At 72.1% G+C, this 23,137-nt stretch carries 25 protein-coding genes; 9 read left to right on the top strand and 16 right to left on the bottom strand.

Features of this window, described 5'->3' with window-relative positions; translation table 11 throughout:
• Position 1: 1 nt before the first annotated feature.
• Entirely contained in the window at positions 2-1,165 is a 1,164-nt protein-coding gene (locus VT52_RS15705) for a hypothetical protein (protein WP_046417076.1), read from the bottom strand.
• Positions 1,166-1,548: 383 nt separating this feature from the next.
• Here VT52_RS15705 and VT52_RS15710 point away from each other — a divergent pair, with 383 nt between their 5' ends.
• From VT52_RS15710 to VT52_RS15735, 6 genes are all read left to right on the top strand, one after another.
• Entirely contained in the window at positions 1,549-2,316 is a 768-nt protein-coding gene (locus VT52_RS15710) for a DeoR/GlpR family DNA-binding transcription regulator (RefSeq protein WP_046417077.1), read from the top strand.
• Positions 2,317-2,399: 83 nt separating this feature from the next.
• Complete coding sequence (locus VT52_RS15715; protein ID WP_046417078.1) at positions 2,400-3,770, top strand: ABC transporter substrate-binding protein; 1,371 nt, start codon at positions 2,400-2,402, stop codon at positions 3,768-3,770.
• Positions 3,767-4,705: a carbohydrate ABC transporter permease gene (locus VT52_RS15720; RefSeq protein ID WP_046417079.1), complete on the top strand. Its 939-nt coding sequence runs from the start codon at positions 3,767-3,769 to the stop codon at positions 4,703-4,705. The genes VT52_RS15715 and VT52_RS15720 overlap by 4 nt, the downstream gene beginning before the upstream one ends.
• On the top strand, positions 4,702-5,526 hold the full coding sequence (locus VT52_RS15725) for a carbohydrate ABC transporter permease (RefSeq protein WP_046417081.1): 825 nt from the start codon (positions 4,702-4,704) through the stop codon (positions 5,524-5,526). The genes VT52_RS15720 and VT52_RS15725 overlap by 4 nt, the downstream gene beginning before the upstream one ends.
• The gene (locus tag VT52_RS15730; protein ID WP_046417082.1) at positions 5,523-6,512 is read left to right on the top strand and encodes a zinc-dependent alcohol dehydrogenase family protein; all 990 of its coding nucleotides are present in this window, start codon (positions 5,523-5,525) and stop codon (positions 6,510-6,512) included. Before VT52_RS15725 ends, VT52_RS15730 begins: the two co-directional genes overlap by 4 nt.
• 83 nt (positions 6,513-6,595) lie before the next feature.
• Positions 6,596-7,783: a TerD family protein gene (locus VT52_RS15735; protein ID WP_046417083.1), complete on the top strand. Its 1,188-nt coding sequence runs from the start codon at positions 6,596-6,598 to the stop codon at positions 7,781-7,783.
• A 66-nt stretch (positions 7,784-7,849) separates the two neighbouring features.
• Here VT52_RS15735 and VT52_RS15740 read toward each other — a convergent pair whose 3' ends face one another.
• Both VT52_RS15740 and VT52_RS15745 read right to left on the bottom strand, forming a co-directional pair.
• Positions 7,850-9,325, bottom strand: coding sequence for an alkaline phosphatase PhoX (locus VT52_RS15740; protein ID WP_046417085.1), 1,476 nt, complete (start codon positions 9,323-9,325; stop codon positions 7,850-7,852).
• A gap of 238 nt (positions 9,326-9,563) precedes the next feature.
• Positions 9,564-10,988: a hypothetical protein gene (locus VT52_RS15745; protein WP_046417086.1), complete on the bottom strand. Its 1,425-nt coding sequence runs from the start codon at positions 10,986-10,988 to the stop codon at positions 9,564-9,566.
• Between the two features lie 265 nt (positions 10,989-11,253).
• On the opposite strand from VT52_RS15745, the gene VT52_RS15750 reads away from it, so the two are divergent.
• Positions 11,254-13,077 carry an endonuclease/exonuclease/phosphatase family protein gene (locus tag VT52_RS15750; protein WP_046417087.1) on the top strand — a complete coding sequence of 608 codons (1,824 nt, stop codon included), beginning with the start codon at positions 11,254-11,256 and terminating at the stop codon, positions 13,075-13,077.
• A gap of 12 nt (positions 13,078-13,089) precedes the next feature.
• On the opposite strand, the gene VT52_RS15755 is transcribed toward VT52_RS15750, so the two are convergent.
• The 6 genes from VT52_RS15755 to VT52_RS37990 form a co-directional block, all read right to left on the bottom strand.
• Entirely contained in the window at positions 13,090-13,827 is a 738-nt protein-coding gene (locus VT52_RS15755; protein WP_046417088.1) for an SRPBCC family protein, read from the bottom strand.
• Between the two features lie 10 nt (positions 13,828-13,837).
• The gene (locus tag VT52_RS15760) at positions 13,838-14,467 is read right to left on the bottom strand and encodes an ArsR/SmtB family transcription factor (RefSeq protein ID WP_046417090.1); all 630 of its coding nucleotides are present in this window, start codon (positions 14,465-14,467) and stop codon (positions 13,838-13,840) included.
• Between the two features lie 152 nt (positions 14,468-14,619).
• Positions 14,620-15,237, bottom strand: a complete 618-nt coding sequence (locus VT52_RS15765) for a DUF3618 domain-containing protein (protein ID WP_046417091.1) — start codon at positions 15,235-15,237, stop codon at positions 14,620-14,622.
• Positions 15,234-15,665 (bottom strand): phage holin family protein, encoded by a 432-nt coding sequence (locus tag VT52_RS15770; RefSeq protein ID WP_046417092.1) that lies wholly within the window; start codon positions 15,663-15,665, stop codon positions 15,234-15,236. The genes VT52_RS15765 and VT52_RS15770 overlap by 4 nt, the downstream gene beginning before the upstream one ends.
• Before the next feature lie 54 nt (positions 15,666-15,719).
• Positions 15,720-16,415: a hypothetical protein gene (locus tag VT52_RS15775; RefSeq protein WP_046417094.1), complete on the bottom strand. Its 696-nt coding sequence runs from the start codon at positions 16,413-16,415 to the stop codon at positions 15,720-15,722.
• The gene (locus VT52_RS37990) at positions 16,412-16,570 is read right to left on the bottom strand and encodes a hypothetical protein (RefSeq protein WP_167377706.1); all 159 of its coding nucleotides are present in this window, start codon (positions 16,568-16,570) and stop codon (positions 16,412-16,414) included. Before VT52_RS37990 ends, VT52_RS15775 begins: the two co-directional genes overlap by 4 nt.
• Positions 16,571-16,738: 168 nt before the next feature.
• On the opposite strand from VT52_RS37990, the gene dapA reads away from it, so the two are divergent.
• Positions 16,739-17,638 carry a 4-hydroxy-tetrahydrodipicolinate synthase gene (dapA, locus tag VT52_RS15780; protein ID WP_046417095.1) on the top strand — a complete coding sequence of 300 codons (900 nt, stop codon included), beginning with the start codon at positions 16,739-16,741 and terminating at the stop codon, positions 17,636-17,638.
• A gap of 34 nt (positions 17,639-17,672) precedes the next feature.
• Positions 17,673-18,179: a hypothetical protein gene (locus VT52_RS15785; RefSeq protein WP_046417096.1), complete on the top strand. Its 507-nt coding sequence runs from the start codon at positions 17,673-17,675 to the stop codon at positions 18,177-18,179.
• Between the two features lie 51 nt (positions 18,180-18,230).
• Here the strand turns inward: VT52_RS15785 and dapD are convergent, their stop codons facing one another.
• The 7 genes from dapD to sufC form a co-directional block, all read right to left on the bottom strand.
• Positions 18,231-19,217 carry a 2,3,4,5-tetrahydropyridine-2,6-dicarboxylate N-succinyltransferase gene (gene dapD, locus VT52_RS15790; protein WP_046417098.1) on the bottom strand — a complete coding sequence of 329 codons (987 nt, stop codon included), beginning with the start codon at positions 19,215-19,217 and terminating at the stop codon, positions 18,231-18,233.
• Between the two features lie 45 nt (positions 19,218-19,262).
• The gene (locus VT52_RS15795; protein ID WP_046417099.1) at positions 19,263-19,838 is read right to left on the bottom strand and encodes a TetR/AcrR family transcriptional regulator; all 576 of its coding nucleotides are present in this window, start codon (positions 19,836-19,838) and stop codon (positions 19,263-19,265) included.
• On the bottom strand, positions 19,838-20,161 hold the full coding sequence (locus tag VT52_RS15800; RefSeq protein ID WP_046417100.1) for a DMT family transporter: 324 nt from the start codon (positions 20,159-20,161) through the stop codon (positions 19,838-19,840). Before VT52_RS15800 ends, VT52_RS15795 begins: the two co-directional genes overlap by 1 nt.
• 140 nt (positions 20,162-20,301) lie before the next feature.
• Positions 20,302-20,634, bottom strand: a complete 333-nt coding sequence (locus VT52_RS15805) for a metal-sulfur cluster assembly factor (protein ID WP_037656710.1) — start codon at positions 20,632-20,634, stop codon at positions 20,302-20,304.
• Positions 20,631-21,098 carry a Fe-S cluster assembly sulfur transfer protein SufU gene (sufU, locus tag VT52_RS15810; RefSeq protein ID WP_046417101.1) on the bottom strand — a complete coding sequence of 156 codons (468 nt, stop codon included), beginning with the start codon at positions 21,096-21,098 and terminating at the stop codon, positions 20,631-20,633. Before sufU ends, VT52_RS15805 begins: the two co-directional genes overlap by 4 nt.
• Positions 21,099-21,115: 17 nt before the next feature.
• Positions 21,116-22,372, bottom strand: coding sequence for a cysteine desulfurase (locus tag VT52_RS15815; RefSeq protein WP_046417103.1), 1,257 nt, complete (start codon positions 22,370-22,372; stop codon positions 21,116-21,118).
• A complete protein-coding gene (gene sufC / locus VT52_RS15820) occupies positions 22,369-23,133 on the bottom strand; it encodes a Fe-S cluster assembly ATPase SufC (RefSeq protein ID WP_046417104.1) in 765 nt (254 codons plus the stop codon). Before sufC ends, VT52_RS15815 begins: the two co-directional genes overlap by 4 nt.
• Between the last annotated feature and the right edge of the window lie 4 nt (positions 23,134-23,137).

Here is a 23,137-nt window from a genome sequence, read left to right on the forward strand (position 1 = left end):
TTCAGCGCGTCGCCAGCGCCTCGCGTACCGCCGCGAGATCCCCGTCCGACGCCAACCCGGCGTGATAGAGCCGCAGTTCGGTGGCACCGGCCGTCCGGGCGCGGGCCGCGTCCGCCGCGAGGGTACGGGGGCTGCCGCCCATCCCGGAGACGACGGTGAAGTTGGCGGCCAGCACGGTCCGTTCGCCCGCGTGCGCCGCGAAGGGCGCCAGCGGGGCCGTACCCGCCGTGCAGGGGACCACGACGCCGTCGGCCACGGAGAGGATGTGGGCGGGGTCGACGCCCGCGTTCGCGCCGCAGTGCTCGGGGACGGGGTCGGCGTGCAGCAGGACCTGGAACCCGGCGGGCGCGGCGGCGCGTACGGCGGCCACGGCCTCCTCCTGGAGACCGCGGGCGACACCGCCCCGCCAGGCCCGGACGGCGGCGGCCCGTTCCTCGCCGAGCAGTTCCGCCACCATCGGCAGCCCCCGGTCGGCCGCCGCACCCCGCCACAGCGGCTCCAGGGCGGCCCGCACGGCCGATGCCAGCTCCCCGGCGTCCAGGCCCTGTTCGCCGTAGCCCGTACGGCACGCGGGACAGAAGCACAGGGACATCAGGTACTCCCCGGCCTCCCCCAGGGGCACTCCGGAGATCTTGTCGTGCGCGTGCAGGTGCGGCAGTCCGTACCAGCCGAGGGACTCCAGCTCGGTGCCCCGCGCGCCGGGCCGTACGGCGGCCTCGGCGGCGAGGTCGGTGAGGTAGGCGCGGGTGGCCTGCTGCGCGATGCAGGGCGCCCACGGGTAGCGGTCGCCGTAGGCGTTGCGGACGGAGGTGTCCGGATGCTCCGCGCCCAGGCGGGAGTTGTGCGCGAGGACCACCCAGGTGTGCACCGCGAGACCGGCGCCGGCGAGCGCCCGCGCGGCCTCGCCGTGCGCGTCTCCCGGGGCCCAGGGGCCGGCCGGGTACGGGCGCGGGATGCGGCCGGTCCAGTGGTCGCCCGGCGGGTAGAGGACGGCCGCGTGCTCGGCGGTGACGACGCGGTGGCGGGGGTGGCGCGGGGTCAGGGCGCGGGTGGAGTGGTAGGCGGCGGCGAGGGTCACCTGCTCGACACCGAGCCCGGCGATCCGGGCGGGGGCGTCGGGGTCCCCGTTGACGTCCCAGGGGTAGACGAACGCGGCGGCCTTCAACCGGACTCCTCGACGTGCGTTCCCGTGACCGTCGTTCATGTTCATGAACGGCCTCACGCTAGGGGGGCCGCTCGGGGCGGTCAACACCGGACGCCTCCGGGCGGCGCCGGGCCGCACCGCGCCGTACCGGACCCCACCGCGCCGGGCCGGAACGGGCGGACGGGCGCCGGACGGGCCCGTCCGGCGCCGCATCCGGGCACGCGGGCCGCCCGTTCCCACCCCGGCGCGTGCCGCCGCGCAGGTCCGCGGTGGGCGGCAGGCGTGGCGAACGGGCCCAAGCGGGCAGCATCGGGCGGGCAACAGGCCTGGTCAGGGTGGCGGACCGACGGTACAACTTCCCCCATGGGCCCGAACGGGCGGTTCCACGGAGGGAGGGTGACGGGATGACCGGTACGGCGGAGGAACGCCGGCGCGAGATCGTGCGGGCCGCGCGCGCCACCGGCTCGGTCGATGTCACCGCGCTCGCCGCCGGGCTGGGCGTGGCCAAGGAGACCGTCCGGCGCGATCTGCGCGCTCTGGAGGAACACGGGCTGGTCCGCCGCACCCATGGCGGGGCCTACCCGGTGGAGAGCGCCGGCTTCGAGACCACGCTGGCCTTCCGGGCCACCAGCCAGGTGCCCGAGAAGCGCCGGATCGCCGTCGCGGCGGCCGAGTTGCTGGGCGACGCCGAGACCGTCTTCGTCGACGAGGGCTTCACCCCGCAGCTCATCGCCGAGGCCCTGCCGAGGGACCGGCCGCTGACCGTGGTCACCGCGTCCCTCCCGGTCGCGGGCGCCCTCGCCGGGGCGGACCACGTCCAGGTGCTGCTCCTCGGCGGCCGGGTACGGGCCGGCACGCTGGCCACCGTCGACCACTGGACGACGACGATGCTGTCCGGCTTCGTCCTCGACCTCGCCTATGTCGGCGCCAACGGCATCTCCCGCGAACACGGCCTGACCACGCCCGATCCGGCGGTCGGCGAGGTCAAGGCGCGGGCGATGCGGGCGGCGCGGCGCACCGTGTTCGCGGGCGTGCACACCAAGTTCGGCGCGGCGAGCTTCTGCCGGTTCGCGGAGGTCGGCGCGCTGGAGGCGATCGTGACCAGCCTCCAGCTCCCCGCGGCCGAGGCCCACCGCTACGCCCTGCTGGGCCCGCAGGTCGTCCGGGTCTGAGACGCCCGGCTCCCGGTCCCCTCCCCCTGGGCGTGCTCGGCCCATCGACACCCCTTATATCCCCATACATCCAGGAGTGATCCATGCGCACCCCGAGCCGACGGAGGCCGCGAGCCACGCTCGTCCTGGCCGCCGCAGGGACGCTGCTCACCCCCCTGCTGTCCGGCTGCTGGGTCGGGGCGGGCGGAGCCGGATCAGGCGGCGACTCGATCAACGTACTGATGGTCAACAACCCCCAGATGGTGGAGCTCCAGAAGCTCACCGCCACGCACTTCACCAAGGAGACCGGCATCAAGGTGAACTTCACCGTGCTGCCGGAGAACGACGTCCGCGACAAGATCAGCCAGGACTTCGCCAACCAGGCGGGCCAGTACGACGTCGCCACCCTGTCCAACTACGAGATCCCGATCTACGCCCGCAACGGCTGGCTGCGCCCGATGGACGGCTACGTCGCGAAGGACCCCTCGTACGACGAGAAGGACGTACTGGCGCCGATGCGCGCCTCCCTGACCGGCGACGACGGCAAGCTCTACGGGCAGCCCTTCTACGGCGAGTCGTCCTTCCTGATGTACCGCAAGGACGTGTTCGCGGCGAAGGGCCTGACCATGCCCGCCCACCCCACCTGGCAGCAGGTGGCCGCCCTCGCCGCGAAGGCGGACGGCGCGCGGCCCGGCATGCGGGGCATCTGCCTGCGCGGGCTGCCCGGCTGGGGCGAGATGGCCGCGCCGCTGACCACGGTCGTGAACACCTTCGGCGGCACCTGGTTCGACAAGGACTGGAAGGCACGACTGGACTCGCCCGCCTTCCGCGAGGCGACGAAGTTCTACGTCGGCCTGGTCCGCGCGCACGGCGAGTCCGGCGCCGCGCAGTCCGGGTTCGCCGAGTGCCTGAACGACATGACGCAGGGCAAGGTCGCCATGTGGTACGACGCCACCTCGGCGGCCGGCTCCCTGGAGGCCAAGGGCTCCCCGGTCAAGGGCAAGCTCGGCTACGCGCCCGCCCCGGTCGAGCGGACCGAGTCCTCCGGCTGGCTCTACACCTGGGCCTGGGGCATCCAGCACGCCTCCCACAATCCCGACAAGGCGTGGAAGTTCGTCTCCTGGGCGTCGGGCAAGGAGTACGAACAGCTGGTCGGGAAGACCAGCGGCTGGCCGGACGTCCCGGCGGGCAAACGGGCCTCGACGTACGAGAACGCCGACTACCGCCGGTCCGCCGCCGCCTTCCAGGAGATGACCCGGCGGGCCATCGAGAGCAGCCGCCCGGACGACCCCGGCGTGCAGCCCCGTCCCGCGCCCGGCATCCAGTTCGTCGACATCCCCGAGTTCACCGACCTCGGCACCAAGGTCTCCCAGGAGATCAGCGCGGCCATCGCCGGACGCCAGTCCGTCGACACGGCCCTGAGGAAGTCCCAGCAGCTCGCCGAGAAGATCTCCAAGGAGTACGAGGGACGATGACCGCCACCACCACGGCCCCGTACGCGGCCGCCCCCGCGCGCCCGCTGAAACGGCCCCCGGCCCGGCTGCGCGCCTGGGCCACCCGGGCCCCGCTGCTCCCCGCCCTCGTCTTCATGATCGTGGTCACCCAACTGCCCTTCGTGGCCACGCTGGTGATCTCCTTCTTCGACTGGAACGCCCTCTACCCGAAGGCCCGCCGCTTCACCGGCCTCGCCAACTACCGCCAGGTGCTGACCGACGCCGGCCTGCGCCACTCGGTGTGGACGACGGTCCTGCTCACCGTGGCGGTAGTGCTGGCCAGCCTGGTCCTCGGACTGCTCCTCGCCCTGCTCCTGGACCGGCGCTTTTGCGGCCGGGGTGTCGTGCGCACCCTGCTGATCGCGCCCTTCCTGGTGGTCCCGGTGGCCGCCGCGCTGCTGTGGAAGCACGTGCTCTACAACCCGGAGTACGGCCTGCTCAACGGGCTGCTGCACTACGTCGGCGGGCCCCAGCCGGACTGGATCTCGCACTCCCCGCTGATCGCGGTGGAGGCGTCCCTGGTGTGGCAGTGGACGCCGTTCATGATGCTGATCCTGCTGGCCGGGCTGCAGAGCCGGGACCGGGAGCAGATCGAGGCGGCCCGGGTCGACGGCGCGGGCGACTGGCAGATCTTCCGCCATCTCACCCTGCCCCACCTGCGCCGCTACCTCGAACTGGGTGCCCTGCTCGGCTCGATCTACATCGTGCAGAACTTCGACGCGGTGTTCACCATCACGTCCGGGGGCCTCGGCACGGCGAATCTGCCGTACACCGTCTACCAGAGCTTCTACCAGGCCCATGAGAACGGCCTCGCCTCGGCCGCCGGCGTCCTGGTCGTCATCGGCTCCATCGTCATCGCGACCTTCGCCCTGCGCGTGGTGTCGTCCCTGTTCCGCGAGGAGGTGGGCCGCTCATGACCGCGCTGCGACGTCACGGTCTCGGCCTGGTGGCCTGGCTGGCCGGCATCGTCTTCTTCCTGCCCATCGCCTGGATGGCGCTGACGTCCTTCCACTCCGAGCAGGACGCGGCGACCAACCCGCCGTCCTTCGGCGCCGCCCTCACCCTGGACGGCTACCGCGAGTTCTTCGGCGTCGGCGGCGGGGCGAGCCCCTGGCCCGCGCTGATCAACTCGGCGGTGGCATCGGTGGCCTCCACGCTCTTCGTGCTGCTGCTCGCTCTCCCCGCCGCCTACGCGCTGTCGATCCGGCCGGTGCGCAAATGGACGGACGTGCTGTTCTTCTTCCTGTCCACGAAGATGCTCCCCGCCGTCGCGGGGCTGCTGCCCGTCTACCTGTTCGCCAAGCACACCGGGACGCTCGACGACATCTGGCTGCTGGTCGTCCTCTACACCGCGATGAACCTGCCGATCGCCGTGTGGATGATGCAGTCCTTCCTCGCCGAGGTGCCGGTCGCGGTGATCGAGGCGGCCCGGGTGGACGGGGCCCGGCTGCCGACGATCCTCGCGCGGGTCGTCGCCCCCATCGCGCTGCCCGGTATCGCGGCGACGGCCCTGATCTGCTTCATCTTCAGCTGGAACGAACTGCTGTTCGCCCGGGTGCTCACCGGCGTCGTCGCCGAGACCGCGCCCGTCTTCCTGACCGGCTTCATCACCAGTCAGGGCCTGTTCCTGGCCAAGGTGTGCGCCGCCTCGCTCGTCATCTCCCTGCCGGTGCTCGCCGCGGGGTTCGCCGCCCAGGACAAGCTGGTCCAGGGCCTGTCGTTGGGAGCCGTGAAATGAAGGCCGCCGTCATCGAGTCCGTGGGCCGTGCCGTCGTCACCGAGGTCCCCGACCCGGCGCCGGGACCCCGCCAGGTCGTCGTCGAGGTCGCCGCGTGCGGGCTGTGCGGCACCGATCTGCACATCCTCCAGGGCGAGTTCGCGCCCGAGCTGCCGATCGTGCCGGGCCATGAGTTCGCGGGCACGGTGGTCGCCACCGGCGCCCGGGTCACCGAGGTCAGCACCGGCGACCGGGTCGCCGTGGACCCGTCGCTGTACTGCTACGAGTGCCGCTACTGCCGCAGCGGCCACAACAACCTGTGCGAGCGCTGGGCCGCGATCGGCGTGACCACGGCGGGCGGGGCGGCGCAGTACGCCGTCGCCCCCGTCGCCAACTGCGTCAGGCTGCCCGAGCACGTGCGCACCGAGGACGCGGCCCTGATCGAACCGCTGTCCTGCGCGGTGCGCGGCTACGACGTCCTGCGCTCCCGGCTCGGCTCCCACGTCCTGATCTACGGCTCCGGGACCATGGGCCTGATGATGCTGGAGCTGGCCAAGCGCACCGGCGCGGCGAGCGTGGACGTGGTGGACCTGAACCCGGCCCGTCTGGAGACGGCCCGGCTGCTCGGCGTATCGGGGGCGGCGGCCGGCGCGGACGAACTCGACCGGCCGGGGGGCTGGGACGTGGTGGTGGACGCCACGGGCAACGCGGCGGCGATCCAGGACGGTCTGGGACGGGTGGCGAAGGCCGGCACGTTCCTCCAGTTCGGGGTCGCCGACTACGCCACCCGGGTGGAGATCGACCCGTACCGCGTCTACAACCAGGAGATCACCATCACCGGTTCGATGGCGGTGCTGCACAGCTACGAGCGGGCGGCGGAACTCTTCGCGAACGGTGTCCTCGACCCGGGCGTCTTCATCAGCGACCGGCTTCCGCTGGAGCGGTATCCGCAGGCGCTGGAGCAGTTCGCGGCAGGGGTGGGACGGAAGACCGTCGTGGTGCCGTGAAGAGCCCTGCCGGGGGTGACGGGTGACGCCGGTGGTAAGGGAACGGTAAAGCGGTTTCGTTCGTTACCCCCCACATGACAGCTATGACCCCTGGTTCGAACGTCCCGCTCCCCGCCGCGCGCATCACGGTGGACGTGACCGCTCCCGTGCGGCTGGACGTCTCGGGCCTGCTGCTCACGGGCGACGGCAAGGTGCGCTCGGACGACGACTTCATCTTCTACAACCAGCCGTCCGGACCGGGTGTGGCCTACCGGTCCGGCGGCGGTGCCGCGCCCGACGCGATCTCGGTCGACACCGCGGCCGTGCCGCCGGACATCGAGAGGATCGTGGTCACGGCCAGCCCGGACGCGGCCGGCCAGACCTTCCAGGGCATCGAGCCGACGGCCACCGTCCGGGACGCGGACGGCGGCGCGGTGCTGGCCACGTTCACACCGCCGCGGCTGGGCACCGAGACGGCGCTCGTGGTGGTGGAGGTCTACCGCCGCGGCGGCCAGTGGAAGGCCCGCGCGGTCGGGCAGGGGTATGCGAACGGTCTCGCGGGCATCGCGACCGACTTCGGCGTGACGGTGGAGGAACCGGCGGCGGCTCCGGCGGCGCCCCCGCAGCCCGTGGCGCCGGCGGCGGCGCCCTCGGCGGCCCCGCCGATGCCCGCCGCCCCGCCGGCCGCTCCCCCGGCTCCAGCCGCGGGCGCGGGGAGGATCAATCTGGACAAGGGCCGGGTCAGCCTCCGGAAGAACCAGACGGTGTCGCTGGTGAAGGGCGGCCGGCCGCTGCTCTCCCAGGTGCGGATGGGCCTCGGCTGGGAGCCGGCGTTCCGGGGCGGCGACATCGACCTCGACGCCTCCGTCATCGCCTACGGACCGCAGCGCGACCACGTCGACAGCTGCTACTTCGGCAAGCTGACGATCCTCAAGGGCGCGGTCAAGCACTCCGGCGACAACCTCACGGGCGAGGGCGCGGGCGACGACGAGGTGATCGTGGTCGACCTCGGCCGCATCCCCCAGGAGGTCACCGGCCTCGTCTTCACGGTCAACTCCTTCTCCGGCCAGAAGTTCACCGACGTCGCCAAGGCGTACTGCCGCCTCGTGGACGTAGCGACGGAGGAGGAACTGGTCCGCTTCGACCTCACCCAGGCCGAACCCCGGACCGGCGTGCTGATGGCCAAGCTGATCCGCCAGTTCTCGGGCGAGTGGGAGATGACCGCGATCGGCGACTTCGTGCAGGCGCGGACGGTCCGCAACATGGTGGACCCGGGGGCGAAGGCCCTCTGACCCCGGCCACGGGGGCGCCGGGACCGCTCACGCGGTTCCCGCGCCCCTCCGGGCCGCACGGACCGGCTACTTCCGCTGCCGCTTCCAGGGCCCGGTGATGGCGAGCATGATGCCCGGGGTCTGGATGTTGGCGTACAGGGTCCGCCCGTCGGGCGAGAAGGTGACGCCGGTGAACTCGCTGTACTCCGGCTTCGCCGCGGTACCGATGTTCAGCTCGTTGCGCGCGATCGGATAGGTGCGGCCGCTGTCGGTGGCCCCGAACAGATGCTGGACGCCCTCGCCGTCCTCGGCGACGACCAGACCGCCGTACGGCGAGACGGTGATGTTGTCCGGGCCGTCGAACGCGCCGTCCGCGCCCGGTTCCGGGTTCACGCCGAGCAGCACCTTGAGGGTGAGGGTGCGGCGCCGGGGGTCGTAGAACCAGACCTGGCCGTCGTGCTGGACCGGGCTCTCCGAGCGGGCGAAGGAGGAGACGACGTAGACGCCGCCGTCGCCCCACCACATGCCCTCCAGCTTGCGGGCACGGGTGACCTGGCCCTCGCCGAACTGCTTGCGCGTGGAGACCTGCCGGGCGTCGCGGTCGGGCACGTCCACCCAGTCGACGCCGTACACCGTGCCGGTCCTGGTGGCGCGGGAGAGGTCGTCCACGAACCGGCCGCCGGAGTCGAAGCACTTGAAGGCCTGGAGGACGCCCGCGTCGTCGGCGAGGGTGCGCAGCCTGCCGCGGCCGTGGCGGAAACCGGCCGGCGGGGTCCAGCGGTAGAACAGGCCGTTGGGACCGGCGGCGTCCTCGGTGAGGAAGAGGTGGCCGCGCCTCGGGTCGACCACGACGGCCTCGTGGGCGTACCGGCCGAGCGCCTTGACCGGCTCGGGCGCGCGGTTGGCCCGGCGGTCGGCCGGGTCCACCTCGAAGACGTAGCCGTGGTCCTTGGTCATACCGTTCTGGCCGGCCTTGTCCTCGGTCTCCTCGCAGGTCAGCCAGGTTCCCCACGGAGTGCTGCCGCCCGCGCAGTTGGTGGCGGTGCCGGCGATGCCGACCCACTCGGCGACATGGTCGCGGCGCACCTCGACCACCGTGCAGCCGCCGGCCGCCGCGGGGTCGTACACCAGGCCCTCGGCGAGCGGCACCGGATAGGTCCATTCGGCGCGCGGTCCCGCCAGCTCGTGGTTGTTGACGAGGAGGGTGGTGCCCCGGGGGCCCTCGAAGGCGGCGGTGCCGTCGTGGTTGGACGGCGTGAACTCGCCCGATTCCAGGCGGGTCCTGCCGCTGTGGGTGACGATCCGGTAGCCGAAGCCGGCGGGCAGGGCGAGGACCCCCCTGGGATCGGGCTCCAGGGGGCCGTAGCCGACGCCGGGCAGGCCGTGACCGTGTCCATGGTCCTGGCCGTGGGCCGGGTCGGCGTCCCCGCCGTGCGCGGCGTCGGTGTCCGTGGACGCGAGGGCGTTCGGCGCGGTGGCGAGCACGCCGGCGCTGCCCGCCAGGGCGATCCCGGCACCGGTGATCGCGGAGGTTCTGGCGAAGTCCCTGCGGGTGAGCGACATGGTGTCTCCTGTGACGGATGGGTGTGCCGTGGAGGGCGGCGGACCTCGTTCGGCGCACACGCTCCCGGCGGCGCCTGAACGGGAGTTGAACGCGGGGCCACCTCGGACACCATTATTCAAGAAACCGTATGCACCGACCCAAGAAACGACCAAGCCTCAGGGTCGGCCGACGGGCGCCCGGCCCGCCACAGCCGCGCCGTCCGCCCGCGCCACCCGCCGCGCTCACCCGCCCGGCCGCTCATCCCCCTTGCTGCGACCGCGCCTTGAACGCCGCCTTGCGGGCCTCCTTGGCCACCTTCTTGTCCGGGTGCAGCCGACCCATCGCCTCCAGCACGTCGGCCGTCGCCGGGTGCTCCACCCGCCACGCGGCCGCGAAGAACCCGCTGTGCTGCTCGGCGAGACCCTCCACCAGGGCCTGGAGCTCCTCGGAGTTGCCCTCGGCGGCCAGTTGGGCGGCGACCGTGTCGATGGTCAGCCAGAAGACCAGGTCCTGGGAGGGCGCGGGCACCTCGGCGGCGCCCCGCTCGCTGAGCCACACCCGGGCCAGGCCGCCCAGTTCGGGGTCGTCCAGCACCTCCCGCAGCGCGGGCTCGGCCTCCCCGCCGACCAGGGACAGCGCCTGCTGGCAACGCAGCCGGCGCAGCGGCCCCCCGGCGTCGGCGCCCCGGGCCGCCGCCAGCAACTCCCGCGCGCCCGCGAGCGGTTCGTGCCGGCTCAGCCACAGCTCCGTCTCGGCGAGGGCGGCCGAGGGACCGAACGCGGCGGTGCCGTCGAGCAGCACGTCCGCTCCCTTGTCGGCGAGTTCACCGACCACCGGCGCCTCGAAGCCGGCCTCCATCAGCCGCGCCCGCAGCCCGTAGGCGCCGAGCGGGGTCAGACACACCATGCCGTAGCGGGAGACGTCCGCCTCCTCCACCGGCGTCGCGAGTTCCTCGTCGGCGTCGGCCATCAGCGCCTCGTCCACCGGCCGGTACTCGACGAGACCGATCGGCTCCAGCGTCCGGAACTGGTCGTCCAGGCGCATCATCGCGTCGGAGACCTGCTCCAGGACGTCGTCGGTGGGCTCACCCATGTCGTCCGGCACGATCATCGACGCGGCCAGGGCGGGCAGCGGGACCGGCCCGTCCCCGGCGCCGTCCTCACTCACGGTCAGGAGGTAGAGGTTGCCGAGCACGCCGTCGAGGAACTCGGCCTCGGCCTCGGGGTCCCAGTCGAGTGACGCGAAATCGATCTCCCTGCCCTCCTCCAGCGCGTCCACCAGATCGTCCAGATCGGGCACGGTCGCGTCCGCAAGCACCGTCTCCAGCGCGGCGAGCCAGACCGTGAGCACCTCGTGCGGGGAACCGGTGAGCAGGGCCAGCGCCTCGCCCGCGCGGACCGTCCCGCTCTCCTCGTCGGCGATCTCGACGAGGCCGGAGTCCAGCGCGACCCGCCAGGCCTCGGCGGCATAGGCGGCCGCGTCGTCGCCGGTCAGTCCGAGCCTGCCGGCGGCGGCGGGGAGCTGGTCCTCGACCAGGCTGCCGCCCGCGTCCACCCGGGTGTCGGGGCCGGCCCAGCGGGCGAGCCGGGCCGCCCGTTCCAGCAGGGGCGTGGACAGTGCGGCGCGCGCCAGCTCCGCTTCGGAGTGCAGCCGTACGGGCGGCAGGGGGGAGCTGTCTGACATCGGCTGGATCTCCTCGGACCGTGAAACGTGCTCAGCCCCTCAGCCTAGACGGATTTGGGCCCATGCCGCCCGGTTCATCTCCCCGTCGGCCCCCGTACATGGCCGAAACCTTGACAAGTCCCGTGCCCAGGCTGGAGATTGACGCGCGTAGAAGTCGGGGGAACGACCGTTCACTCGGCCCTGCGCGCGTCACGGAGGGCAACCGCCCCCACACGCAACCGATCCACCTCGTCCCGGCGCCCCGTAACATCCCCGGAGGGATCCCTTGCCGAGCAGGTCCACCGCGCGTCTCGCCGCGCTCACCGTCGCCGCTGTTTGCTCCGCCGCGTCCGCCGTCGTCCTCACTTCCCCCGCGCACGCCGACACGGTGCGCATCCACGACATCCAGGGCACCACCCGGCTGTCGCCGTACGCCGGGCAGAAGGTGACGGACGTACCGGGCATCGTCACGGCCACGCGCACCTACGGCTCGTCCAAGGGCTTCTGGTTCCAGGACACGACGCCCGACGACAACCCGGCCACCAGCGAAGGCATATTCGTCTACACCGGCTCGACGCCGAAGGTCGCGGTCGGCGACTCGGTGACGGTGACCGGCACGGTCTCCGAGTACGTCCCGGGCGGCGCCGCCTCCGGCGGGCAGTCCGTCACGGAGATCACCAAGCCCACGATCACCACCGTCTCCACCGGCAACGCCGTACCGGCGCCGGTCGTGATCGACGCGAAGTCGGTGCCGAGCCGGTACACGCCGCAGGGCGACACCGCGAACGGCGGCTCGATCGACAACCTGCCGCTCCGGCCCGGGAAGTACGCCCTGGACTACTACGAGTCCCTCGAAGGCATGAACGTCCAGGTCAAGGACGCCCGCGTGGTCACCGCCACCGACCGGTACGCCGAGCTGTGGGTCACGGTGAAGCCGCACGAGCACCGCGACCGCCGCGGCGGCACGGTCTACGGGTCCTACGACTCGCAGAACACCGGCCGCCTCCAGATCCAGTCGCTGGGCGCCACCGCCGACTTCCCGAAGGCGAACGTCGGCGACACGCTGACCGGCACCACCACGGGCCCGCTGGACTTCAACCAGTACGGCGGCTACACCCTGGTCGCCGACCAGATCGGGACGCTCAAGAGCGGCGGCCTCCAGCGCGAGACCACGAAGAAGCAGACCCGCAAGCAGCTCGCGGTCGCGACGTACAACGTCGAGAACCTCGACCCCTCGGACAAGACGTTCGACCAGCACGCCGCGGCGATCGTCAACAACCTCCAGTCCCCCGACATCGTGTCCCTGGAGGAGATCCAGGACGACAACGGCGCCACGGACGACGGCACGGTCGACGCGAGCGTCACCGTGAACAAGCTGATCGACGCGATCGTCGCGGCGGGCGGCCCGAAGTACGACTGGCGTTCCATCGACCCGGTCAACGACGAGGACGGCGGCCAGCCGGGCGGCAACATCCGCCAGGTTTTCCTGTTCAACCCCGAGCGGGTGTCCTTCGTGGACCGCGCCGGCGGCGACTCCACCACCGCGGTGGGCGTCGTCAAGGAGCACGGCAAGGCCCAGCTGACCGCGTCCCCGGGCCGGATCGCCCCGGCCGACGCCGCATGGCAGGACAGCCGCAAGCCGCTGGCCGGCCAGTTCGTCTTCCGTGGCAAGACGGTCTTCGTGATCGCCAACCACCTGGACTCCAAGGGCGGCGACCAGTCGCTGGCCTCGCAGTACCAGCCGCCGACCCGCAGCTCGGAGATCCAGCGCCACGCGCAGGCGACCGTGGTCAACGCGTTCGTGAAGGACATCCTGAAGGTCCAGAAGAACGCGGACGTGCTCGCGCTCGGCGACATGAACGACTTCGAGTTCTCCGACACCACCAAGATCCTGGAGGGCCGGGGCGAGCTGTGGTCGGCGATCAAGTCGCTGCCCAGGAGCGAGCGTTACACGTACGACTACCAGGGCAACTCGCAGGTCCTGGACCAGATCCTGATCAGCCCGGCGGTGCGCCGCGACTCGTTCCAGTACGACAGCGTGCACATCAACTCGGAGTTCAACGACCAGATCAGCGACCACGACCCGCAGGTGCTGCGCTTCCGCCCCTGACCCCCAGGGGGTTCAGGACTGGCCGAACACCCCGTTCAGCCAGTCCTGCCAGGCGGCCCCGTCCGCTCCGGCGTCGGCGCCCGGCGCGAAGTCGTGCACGCTGATGCCGAGCGGCGCGCCCCAGCGGCCCCGGCCGAAGAAGCGGACGAGGGCGCTTCGGGTGCGCAGTCCGACGAACTCCGGTTCGCGGTAGTCGAGTACGGCGTCCAGGGTCCGTCCGCCCGGTCCCTCGACGCTCACCTTCGTCCCCGCGGTCGCGTCGTCCGGCAGTCCGAGCGCGCGGGCCGCGGCGGCGAGCGCCCCCGGTACGGCCGAGGAGGCGGGCCCGGTCACCTGCGCGAAGGCGACCGGGGCGGGCGCGAAGTGCGTCAGATACTCGCGCAGGGTGTGCAGATAGAAGTCGGTGTGCTTGTTCGCCCCGTCGTACTGGGTGTCCCAGTCGTCGGTGAAGATCCCGCTGTGGACGTAGCGCACGAAGGCGCGGCGGCCCTCGTCGCGGGGCTCGATGGTGTGGTCGAGCTGGTTGAGCGACTGCGTGGGCATGCCCGCGTCCTCGCTGCGGTTGACGTAGCGGTGCGGCGGCTCCCAGACGACGACGGTCGAGCCGAACGGCCCCCGCCCGCCGGCCCGCGGCTCGGGCGCCTCCATCGGCCACAGATAGCCCCCGGTCCCGGTGGTGACGGCCGCCCAGACCTCCTCCGGCGGGACGTCGACCTCGAACTCGCGGACGATCTCGAATTCCTTGCTCATGGCGGGTCTCCTACTCGGCTTCCGGTTCTTGCGGCGCGGGTTCCAGGGCTGCGGGCCGGTCCTTGACCGCGGGGTGCAGGGCGACGACGATCCGGTGATCCCGGCCGCCCTCGGCGTCCGGGGCGTCGTACTTGCGGATCAGGGCGCCGACGGCCGCCGTCAGCTCCTGCGCGAAGGCCGCGCGGTCGGCGGCGGAGGCGAACCGGACCGCGCCGTCCAGGGCGTACGTCGCGAGCGGCTTGCGGGCCCTGGCCGCACCGCCGATCAGCGTGCCGACGTCGCGCACCAGGCGGGCGCCGAGCGCCAGCAGCCAGCGCGCGGACAGCTGGTCCCGGAAGCGCTCCGGGTCCGGCTGCACGGCGGACAGGGCCGCGGGCGAGATGACGTACGACGCGGCGCTCGCGCGCATCAGCCGCTCGGTGACATTGCCCTTGCGGCGCTCCCCGGCCAGTTCGACCAGGCCGTGCCGCTCCAGCGTCTTGAGGTGGTAGTTCACCTTCTGGCGGGGCAGTCCGACCTTGCCGGCCAGCATCGCGGCCGACGCGGGTCCGGCGGCCAGCTCGGCGAGCAGCCGCGCCCGGACGGGGTCCAGCGACACGGCCGCGGCCTCGGGGTCCTCGATCACGGTCACGTCCAGCATGGATCCACCCTCTCACCGAAAACTTTTTTTGTCCAGACAGACGTAGTTTTCGGTGAGAGGGTGGAACCGGCGGGACCGGCGGGCCGCGACGAGCGCGCGGCAGGAGGCGCGCCGCTCCGAGGCGTGCGTGCGCCGTGGAGCCCGTCAGCCGCTCAGCAGGAGCGGGGACGGCGGTCCGTACCGCGGTTCCTGCCCCGCAGCACCCCGGCAGCGATCAGCGCGACCGCCCCGGCGGCACCCGCCATCAGCACCGGGCGCGGCAACCCGCGCAGGCCCTCGGCGGCCTTGCGGGCGGGCGGCGCGAGCTGCCGCTGGGCCACGGCGGCCCTGTCCTGCACACGGTGCCCGGCGTCCAGTGCCCTGCTCTGGGCCTCGCGCCCGGCTTCCAGCGCACGGTCGCGCAGCGGCTGCCCGTCATGGGAGCCGCCGTGCCGGGTGATACGGCTCTGGAGCTCGTGCCCGGTGCGCGCGGCCGTCCCCTGCACCGCGTGGCCCGCCTGCGCGGCCCGCCCCTTCACCGCGTGCGCCGCGTGCGTGGCCCTGTCCTGGGCGCCGTGCCCGGCCTGGGAGGCGCTGGAGCGCAGTTGCACGGTCATGGCACCGGCCTTGTCCTTCAGGTCGGCGGCCCGCGCCCGCGCGCGCCCCTTCATGTCGACCCGGTCCATCAGCTGGGCGACAGTGTCGCCGAGCTGGTTCCTGGTGTGCTCGATCTGCGCGCGCAGCTCGTCGGGGCCCTTGGCGCCCGAGCCGTGCGGGGTCCTGTGGGTCATCGGTGTGCCCTTTCCTTGATCACGTCCACATCGGCCCGGACGCTGCCCAGGGTCTTCTCGGGCATGGGCGATCCGGCGCGGCGCAGCTGGGCGCGTCCGGTGACGGCCAGGACGGCGGCCGCGGCGAACAGCACGGCCGCGACGATCAGCGCCGCCGCCCACAGGGGCAGCACCAGGCCGAGGGCGGCGGTCGCCGCGCCGGCCAGCACGATCAGTCCGACGTAGCCGAGGGCGCCCGCAGCACCCAGCAGCCCGCCGCCGGTTCCGGCGCGCCTGCCCTTCTGGGCCAGCTCCGCCTTGGCGAGGGCGACCTCCTGCCGCAGCAGCAGGGAGAGCTGTTCGGTCGCTCGATTGACGAGTTCCCCCGTGGAGGGGTGCCCGTCGAGTGCGGGGCGCGTGTGCGGTCGCGTGTGCGAGGTCACGGTCACGGTGTCCCGCCTCCTTCCTGTACGGGAACATCCGGGTACCCGGGCCGGGGAGCGTCAGCCCTTGTCCGCTCCCCCGGTCCCGTGGTCGCCGAGCCGGGCGAGCTGGGACTGGAACCAGTCGAGCCGGGCCTGCAACAGGGCCGCCTCGGCGACCAGTTCGGGCACGCCCATCGCGGTGCCCGGGGCCGGTCCGGGGCCGGTCCCGGCCGGGACGCCGCCGTCCGCCCGGACCCGCAGGCCCTCCCCGGCGAGCCGGGCGAACTCCGCGAGCGTGACGGACGTACGGCCGCGCGCACAGTCCGCGCAGCCGGGGGCCAGGGCGCGCCAGCCGGGCCGGCCCCAGCCGGCGTCGGTGAGCAGGGCCGCGGTGGCACCGCAGGCGCAGGGGCCCGCGGTGGCGGTGCGTACCCGCTGGCGGGCGTAACGGAATCCGCGCTCGAAGCGGATGTAGGCGCCGAGCACGGAGACTTCGAGCAGCAGCGCGGTGCGGTGCTCGGCGGTGCAGCGCAGGGCGTCGGCGGCGGCGGGGTCGTGCACGCAGTGGAAGCCGCAGTCGCACAGGCGCGCGGGCGGGCGGTGCCTGCGGCCGTAGACGCAGGACGCCTGGTCGAGAACCCCGTACGGAAGCGCACCGCCGAGCGACACTCCGGTGAACCCCGCCCGGATGCCGTCCTGGGACAGCACCGGGTGGGCGATCTTGTAGCCGGTCGGCGGCTCCGTAGGGCGTTCCGCCGGGAGCCGCAGCCTCATCGTCCGGCCGGCACCTCTTCGCGGGCCGGTACCCCTTCGCGGGCCGGTTCGGCCGGTGCGGTACGGGCGGCCTCCACGGGCTGCCGGATCTCTTCCTCGTGGATCCGCGGCCGCTCCTCGGCGACCCCGGTGGCCAGTGCCTTGCCGAGCTTCATGGTGCCTCCATGGCTGACGTCGGTGATGACCCTTCGCCCATAGTGACCCATGAACGGCCGAGTTGGACACACGACCTTGCGCCACACCCGAACCCGTAAGCGAACTTACCGATATCCTGAAGAAGAATTAAGTAGAGCTACACCGAAGAGCTGCCGACACTGATGGGTATGACGATCACACACAGCCTCTCCCCCTTCGGCCGCACCCTCTGCGCGATGATCACCCCGTTCACCGAGGAGGGCGCGCTGGACCGGGCCGGCGCGCAGGAACTGGCCGCCCACCTGGTGGCGGAGGGCTGCGACGGGCTGGTCCTCAACGGCACCACGGGCGAGTCGCCGACCACCACCGACGGCGAGAAGGCGGAGCTGATCACGGCCGTACGGGAGGCGGTCGGCGCGCGGATCCCCCTGATCGCGGGCATCGGCACCGCCGACACCCGGCACACCACCGAACTGGCCCTCGCGGCCGAGAAGGCGGGCGCCGACGGCCTCCTGGTCACGGCGCCCTACTACAGCAGGCCGCCGCAGGACGCCGTCGCCGCGCACTTCCGCGCCATCGCCGACGCCGCGGGGCTGCCCGTCCTGCTCTACGACATCCCGGGCCGCACCGGCACCCGTATCGACCCGGAGACGATCCTCCGCCTCGCCGAGCACCCCCGGATCGCCGGGGTCAAGGACTGCTCCTACGACCTCCTGGGCACCCAGAAGGTGCTGTCCCGGACGGAGTTGGCCTATTACGCGGGCTGCGACGAGCAGATCCTCGCCCTGTACGCAGTCGGCGCGGCCGGCTGTATCAGCACCGTCGCCAACGCCGTCCCGCGCCATGTCCGCGCCGTCCTGGACGCCTTCGACGCGGCGGACACCGCGCGGGCGCGGCGACTCCAGCTGAGGGCGACCCCGTTGATCGAATCGATGACGGCCGCGGGCCTGCCCGGCACGGTCACCGCGAAGGCCCTGCTGAACCGACTCGGCCTGCCCGCGGGCCCGGTCCGCGCCCCGCTGCTGGCCGCCTCCCCGGAGGCGACGGCCGAACTGCGCGCGCTGTTCGCGGAACTGACCGAATCCTGATCCGCGCGCCTCCCGCCTGCCGTACGGTGTGCCCGTGAGCCGCCCCCTGCTGTTCCTGGACGTCGACGGTCCGCTCAACCCGTACGCGGCCCAGCCGGAACGCCGGCCCGAGGGATACACGACGATCCGGGTGCCGCTGGCCTCCCGCCGCCCCCTGCGGGTCTGGCTGAACCCGGCCCACGGCCCCGCGCTGCTGGCCCTCGACTACGAGCTGTGCTGGGCGACGACCTGGATGGCCGGGGCCAACCACTGGATCGCCCCCGTCCTCGGGCTGCCCGAACTGCCCTACGTCGACTTCGGCGCGGGCCTGTTCGTGGACCGGCCCGACGGGGTGCACTGGAAGACGGGGGCGATCGTGGCGTACGCGGGGGGCCGGCCGTTCGCCTGGGTCGACGACGAACAGAGCACCGCCGACGCGGTGTTCGTGGCCGACCACCACTCCGGCCCGGCCCTCCTGCACCATGTGGACCCACGCATCGGCCTGCGCGAGGGCGACTTCAGGACCCTGGCGGAGTTCGCGGCCGGCCTGTCCGCCTCATGACCGAGCGCCCCCCACCGCACGGGTGAGGGGCGCTCCGGACCTGCCCGGGGGTCAGTTGTGGCTGTGCAGGATGTCGTTCAGACCGCCCCAGACGGCGTTGTTCGGACGGGCCTCGACCGCGCCGGTGACCGAGTTGCGGCGGAAGAGGATGTGCGAGGCGCCGTTGAGGTCGCGGGCCTTGACGATCTGGCCGTCGGGCATGGTGACGCGGGTACCGGCGGTGACGTACAGACCGGCCTCGACCACGCACTCGTCGCCGAGGGCGATGCCGACGCCCGCCTCGGCGCCGACCAGGCAGCGCTCGCCGACGGAGATGATCACATTGCCGCCGCCGGACAGGGTGCCCATGGTGGAGGCGCCGCCGCCGATGTCCGAGCCGTCGCCGATGACGACACCGGCGGAGATGCGGCCCTCGACCATGGAGGTACCGAGCGTGCCGGCGTTGAAGTTGACGAAGCCCTCGTGCATCACGGTGGTGCCCTCGGCCAGGTGCGCGCCCAGCCGGACCCGGTCGGCGTCGGCGATGCGGACGCCCTTGGGGGCCACGTAGTCCGTCATGCGGGGGAACTTGTCGACCGAGGTGACCTGGAGGTGCAGGCCCTCGGCGCGGGCGTTCAGCCGCACCTTCTCGATGTCGTCCACGGCGACCGGGCCGAGCGAGGTCCAGGCGACGTTGGCGAGGTGGCCGAAGATGCCGTCCAGGTTCTGGCCGTGCGGCTTGACCAGGCGGTGCGAGAGCAGGTGCAGGCGCAGGTAGGTGTCGTGCGCGTCCAGCGGCTTCTCGTCCAGCGAGGCGATGACCGTACGGACCGCGACCACCTCGACGCCCCTGCGGGCGTCCGGGCCGATCGCCGCGGTCGCGCCGTCGCCCAGCAGCTCCGCCGCGCGCTCGGCGGACAGCCGCTCGGTGCCGGCCGGCCCCGGCTCGGCGACCAGCTCGGGCGCGGGGAACCAGGTGTCGAGAACGGTGCCGTCGGAGGCGATCGTGGCGAGGCCGGCGGCGACGGCGCCGGTGGTACGGGAAGCAGTGTCGGTCATGGGACAAAACCTAACGTGGCACGGGGTGCGGGGGCGAACCGTGTCTCATGTGCCGGTCGGTGGATCCGCCTCCACCCGATCCGCCCGCCCTCGGCCGATGAGCCGTCCGAGCGCCTCCCGCGCGTACCCCTCGTCGTACGACCCGCCCGTCAGCAGCACCTGGAGGCAGATCCCGTCCATCAGCGCGAGCAGCGCCCGCGCCGTCACCGCGTCGACCCGGACGGACAGGCGCGCGCCGGTCTCCTCGGTCCACCGGGCGGCGACGGGCCGCAGGGCCGGGCGGCGCAGCGCGGCGAGATACAGCTCGTACTCCAGCTCCGCGCCCGGACGGTCGCCGTTCAGCCAGTCGCCGAGCACCCGGGCGAGCCCGGCCGCGAGGTCGCCCTCCGCCAGCGCCCCGCTGTCGTCGAGCACCGAGGCGAACCCCTCGTTCGCCTGGCACAGGGCGGCCACCAGCAGATCGTCCAGGGTGGCGAAGTGGTACGTGGTGGAGCCGAGCGGCACGTCCGCCTCGGCCGCGACCGTGCGGTGGCTCAGCCCGGCGAGCCCGTCCCGCCCGGCCACCCGGATCGCCGCGTCGATGATCCGCCGGCGCCGGTCGGGGTCGTAGCGCCGGCCCATCAGTGACTCGTCCCGCCGAGATTCAGCACCACCACTCCCCCGATGATCAGCAGGATCCCGGCGACCTTGACCGCGTCGAGGCCCTCCCCGAACAGCAGCAGCCCGAGCACGGCGATGGCCGCGGTCCCCACCCCGGACCAGATCGCGTACGCCGTACCGATCTGCACCGTCTTCAGTGTCTGCGCCAGCAGCAGGAAGGACACCAGGTACCCCAGCGCCGTCACCAGCGAGGGCCCGAGCCTGCTGAAGCCGTGGCTGTACTTCATCGCCGTCGTGGCGGTCACCTCGGCGGCTATGGCACCGGCGAGCGTCAGATATCCCATGTGTACGAGCGTACATATCGTGTGTACGGCCGTACATGACCCCCGTGCGACGAGTCGGCGAACAGCGGGCGCCGGGGCCCGCCGGGACATGCGGAAGGGGCCACGGCAGCCCTGCCGTGGCCCCTTCCACAAGCCCTGTGTCAGACGTTGAAGCCCAGCGCGCGCAGCTGCTCGCGGCCCTCGTCCGTGATCTTGTCCGGGCCCCACGGCGGCATCCAGACCCAGTTGATCCGGAGCTCGTTGACGATGCCGTCCGTCGCGGACTTGGCCTGGTCCTCGATGACGTCCGTCAGCGGGCAGGCCGCGGAGGTCAGGGTCATGTCCACGGTGGCCACGTTGGAGTCGTCCACGTGGATGCCGTAGATCAGGCCGAGGTTGACGACGTCGATGCCCAGCTCGGGGTCGACCACGTCCATCAGGGCCTCACGGAGTTCCTCCTCCGAGGCCGGCTTCATCTCGACGGTGTCGCTCATGCGGTCTTCCTTTCGGCTTCGGCGCCACCCAGCGCCTGGGCCGTCGCGTCCTTCCACGCCATCCAGCTCAGGAGGGCGCACTTGACCCGCGCGGGGTACTTGGAGACACCGGCGAACGCGACCGCGTCCTCCAGCACCTCCTCCATCGCGTCGTCCGGCTCGATCCTGCCCTTGGACTGCATCAGCTCCAGGAAGGTCTCCTGGATCTTCTGCGCGTCGGACAGGTCCTTGCCGACGAGGAGATCGTTCAGCACGGAGGCCGAGGCCTGGCTGATGGAGCAGCCCTGGCCCTCGTACGAGACGTCCGCGATCTTCGTGCCGTCGTACTTCACACGGAGGGTGATCTCGTCGCCGCACGTCGGGTTCACGTGGTGCACCTCGGCGTCGCCATCCCGAAGACCACGCCCGTGCGGGTTCTTGTAGTGGTCCAGGATGACTTCCTGGTACATGGAGTCCAGCTTCACGGTTTTCGACACGCCTCTCAGCCGAAGAAGTTCCGTACGTGCTCCAGGCCGTCGACCAGAGCGTCGATCTCGGCCGGCGTGGAGTACAGATAGAACGACGCTCGCGTGGTCGCGGGAATTCCGTAGCGCAGGCAGACCGGACGGGCACAGTGGTGGCCGACGCGGACCGCGATGCCCTGCTCGTCCAGGACCTGGCCCACGTCGTGCGGGTGGATGTCGCCCAGGGTGAAGGAGATCGCGGCACCCCGGTCCTCGGCCGTGGTCGGGCCGATGATCCTCAGATCGGGGACCTGGGCCAGCCGCTCCACCGCGTACTGGGTGAGCGCGTGCTCGTGCGCGAGGATCTTCTCCATGCCGATCGCCTGGAGGTAGTCGATCGCCGCGCCCAGGCCGACCGCCTGCGCGATCGGGGGCGTGCCCGCCTCGAACTTGTGCGGCGCCGGGGCGTACGTGGAGGAGTGCATCGAGACGGTCTCGATCATCTCGCCGCCGCCCAGGAACGGCGGCAGGTCCTCCAGCAGCTCCTGGCGGCCCCACAGCACGCCGATGCCGGTCGGGCCGCACATCTTGTGGCCGGTGAAGGCCACGAAGTCGGCCTGCAGGGCCTGCACGTCCAGCGGCATGTGCGGCGCGGCCTGGGAGGCGTCGACGCACACCAGCGCGCCGACCTCCTGGGCGCGGCGCACTATCGCCTCGACCGGGTTGACGGTGCCCAGGATGTTGGAGACCAGCACGAAGGAGACGATCTTCGTCTTCTCGGTGATGATCTCGTCGATGTTCGACAGGTCCAGACGGCCGTCGTCGGTCAGGCCGAACCACTTCAGCTTCGCGCCGGTGCGCTGCGCCAGCAGCTGCCACGGCACGATGTTGGAGTGGTGCTCCATCTCCGTGATGACGATCTCGGTCTCGTGGTCGACCCGGTAGGGCTCGTCGGCCCAGCCGAGCATGTTGGCCACGAGGTTGAGGGATTCGGAGGCGTTCTTGGTGAAGATCACCTCGTCGCGGCTCGGCGCGTTGACGAACTCCGCCACCTTGTCGCGCGCGCCCTCGTAGAGTGCCGTGGCCTCCTCGGCGAGGACGTGCACGCCACGGTGGACGTTGGCGTTGTAACGCTCGTAGTACTCGTTGAGGGCGTCCAGTACCTGGCGCGGCTTCTGGCTGGTCGCCGCGTTGTCCAGGTACACGAGCTTCTTGCCGTCGTGGACGACACGGTCCAGGACGGGGAAGTCCTTGCGGATCGCCTCGGTGTCGAGGAGGCCCGGCAGCTGTGTCACGCGGATGCGCCACCCTTCACGTATGCCTCGTAGCCCTCGTTCTCCAGCTTGTCCGCGAGCTCCGGGCCACCGGACTCGACGATGCGGCCGCCGGCGAACACGTGGACGTGGTCGGGCTTGATGTAGCGCAGGATGCGCGTGTAGTGCGTGATCAGCAGGGTGCCGACCTCGCCCGTCTCGCGGACGCGGTTGACGCCCTCGGAGACGATGCGCAGCGCGTCGACGTCCAGGCCCGAGTCGGTCTCGTCCAGGATCGCCATCTTCGGCTTGAGCAGTTCGAGCTGGAGGATCTCGTGGCGCTTCTTCTCACCGCCGGAGAAGCCCTCGTTGACGTTGCGCTCGGCGAAGGAGGGGTCCATGTGGAGACGCTCCATGGCCTCCTTGACCTCCTTCACCCAGGTGCGCAGCTTCGGGGCCTCGCCGCGCACGGCGGTGGCGGAGGTGCGCAGGAAGTTGGAGACCGAGACGCCGGGGACCTCGACCGGGTACTGCATGGCCAGGAACAGGCCGGCGCGGGCGCGCTCGTCGACGGACATCTCCAGGACGTCCTCGCCGTCGAGCAGCACGGTGCCCTCGGTGATCGTGTACTTCGGGTGACCCGCGAGCGAGTAGGCGAGGGTCGACTTGCCGGAGCCGTTGGGGCCCATGATGGCGTGCGTCTCGCCCTGCTTCACGGTCAGGTCGACGCCCTTGAGGATCTCCTTCGTGGCGTTGTCGGCCTCGACGGTGACGTGCAGGTCTCGGATTTCAAGCGTTGCCATGGAT

Origin of the sequence: Streptomyces malaysiense (genome assembly GCF_000980885.2) — a bacterium.
GTDB lineage: Bacteria > Actinomycetota > Actinomycetes > Streptomycetales > Streptomycetaceae > Streptomyces > Streptomyces malaysiense.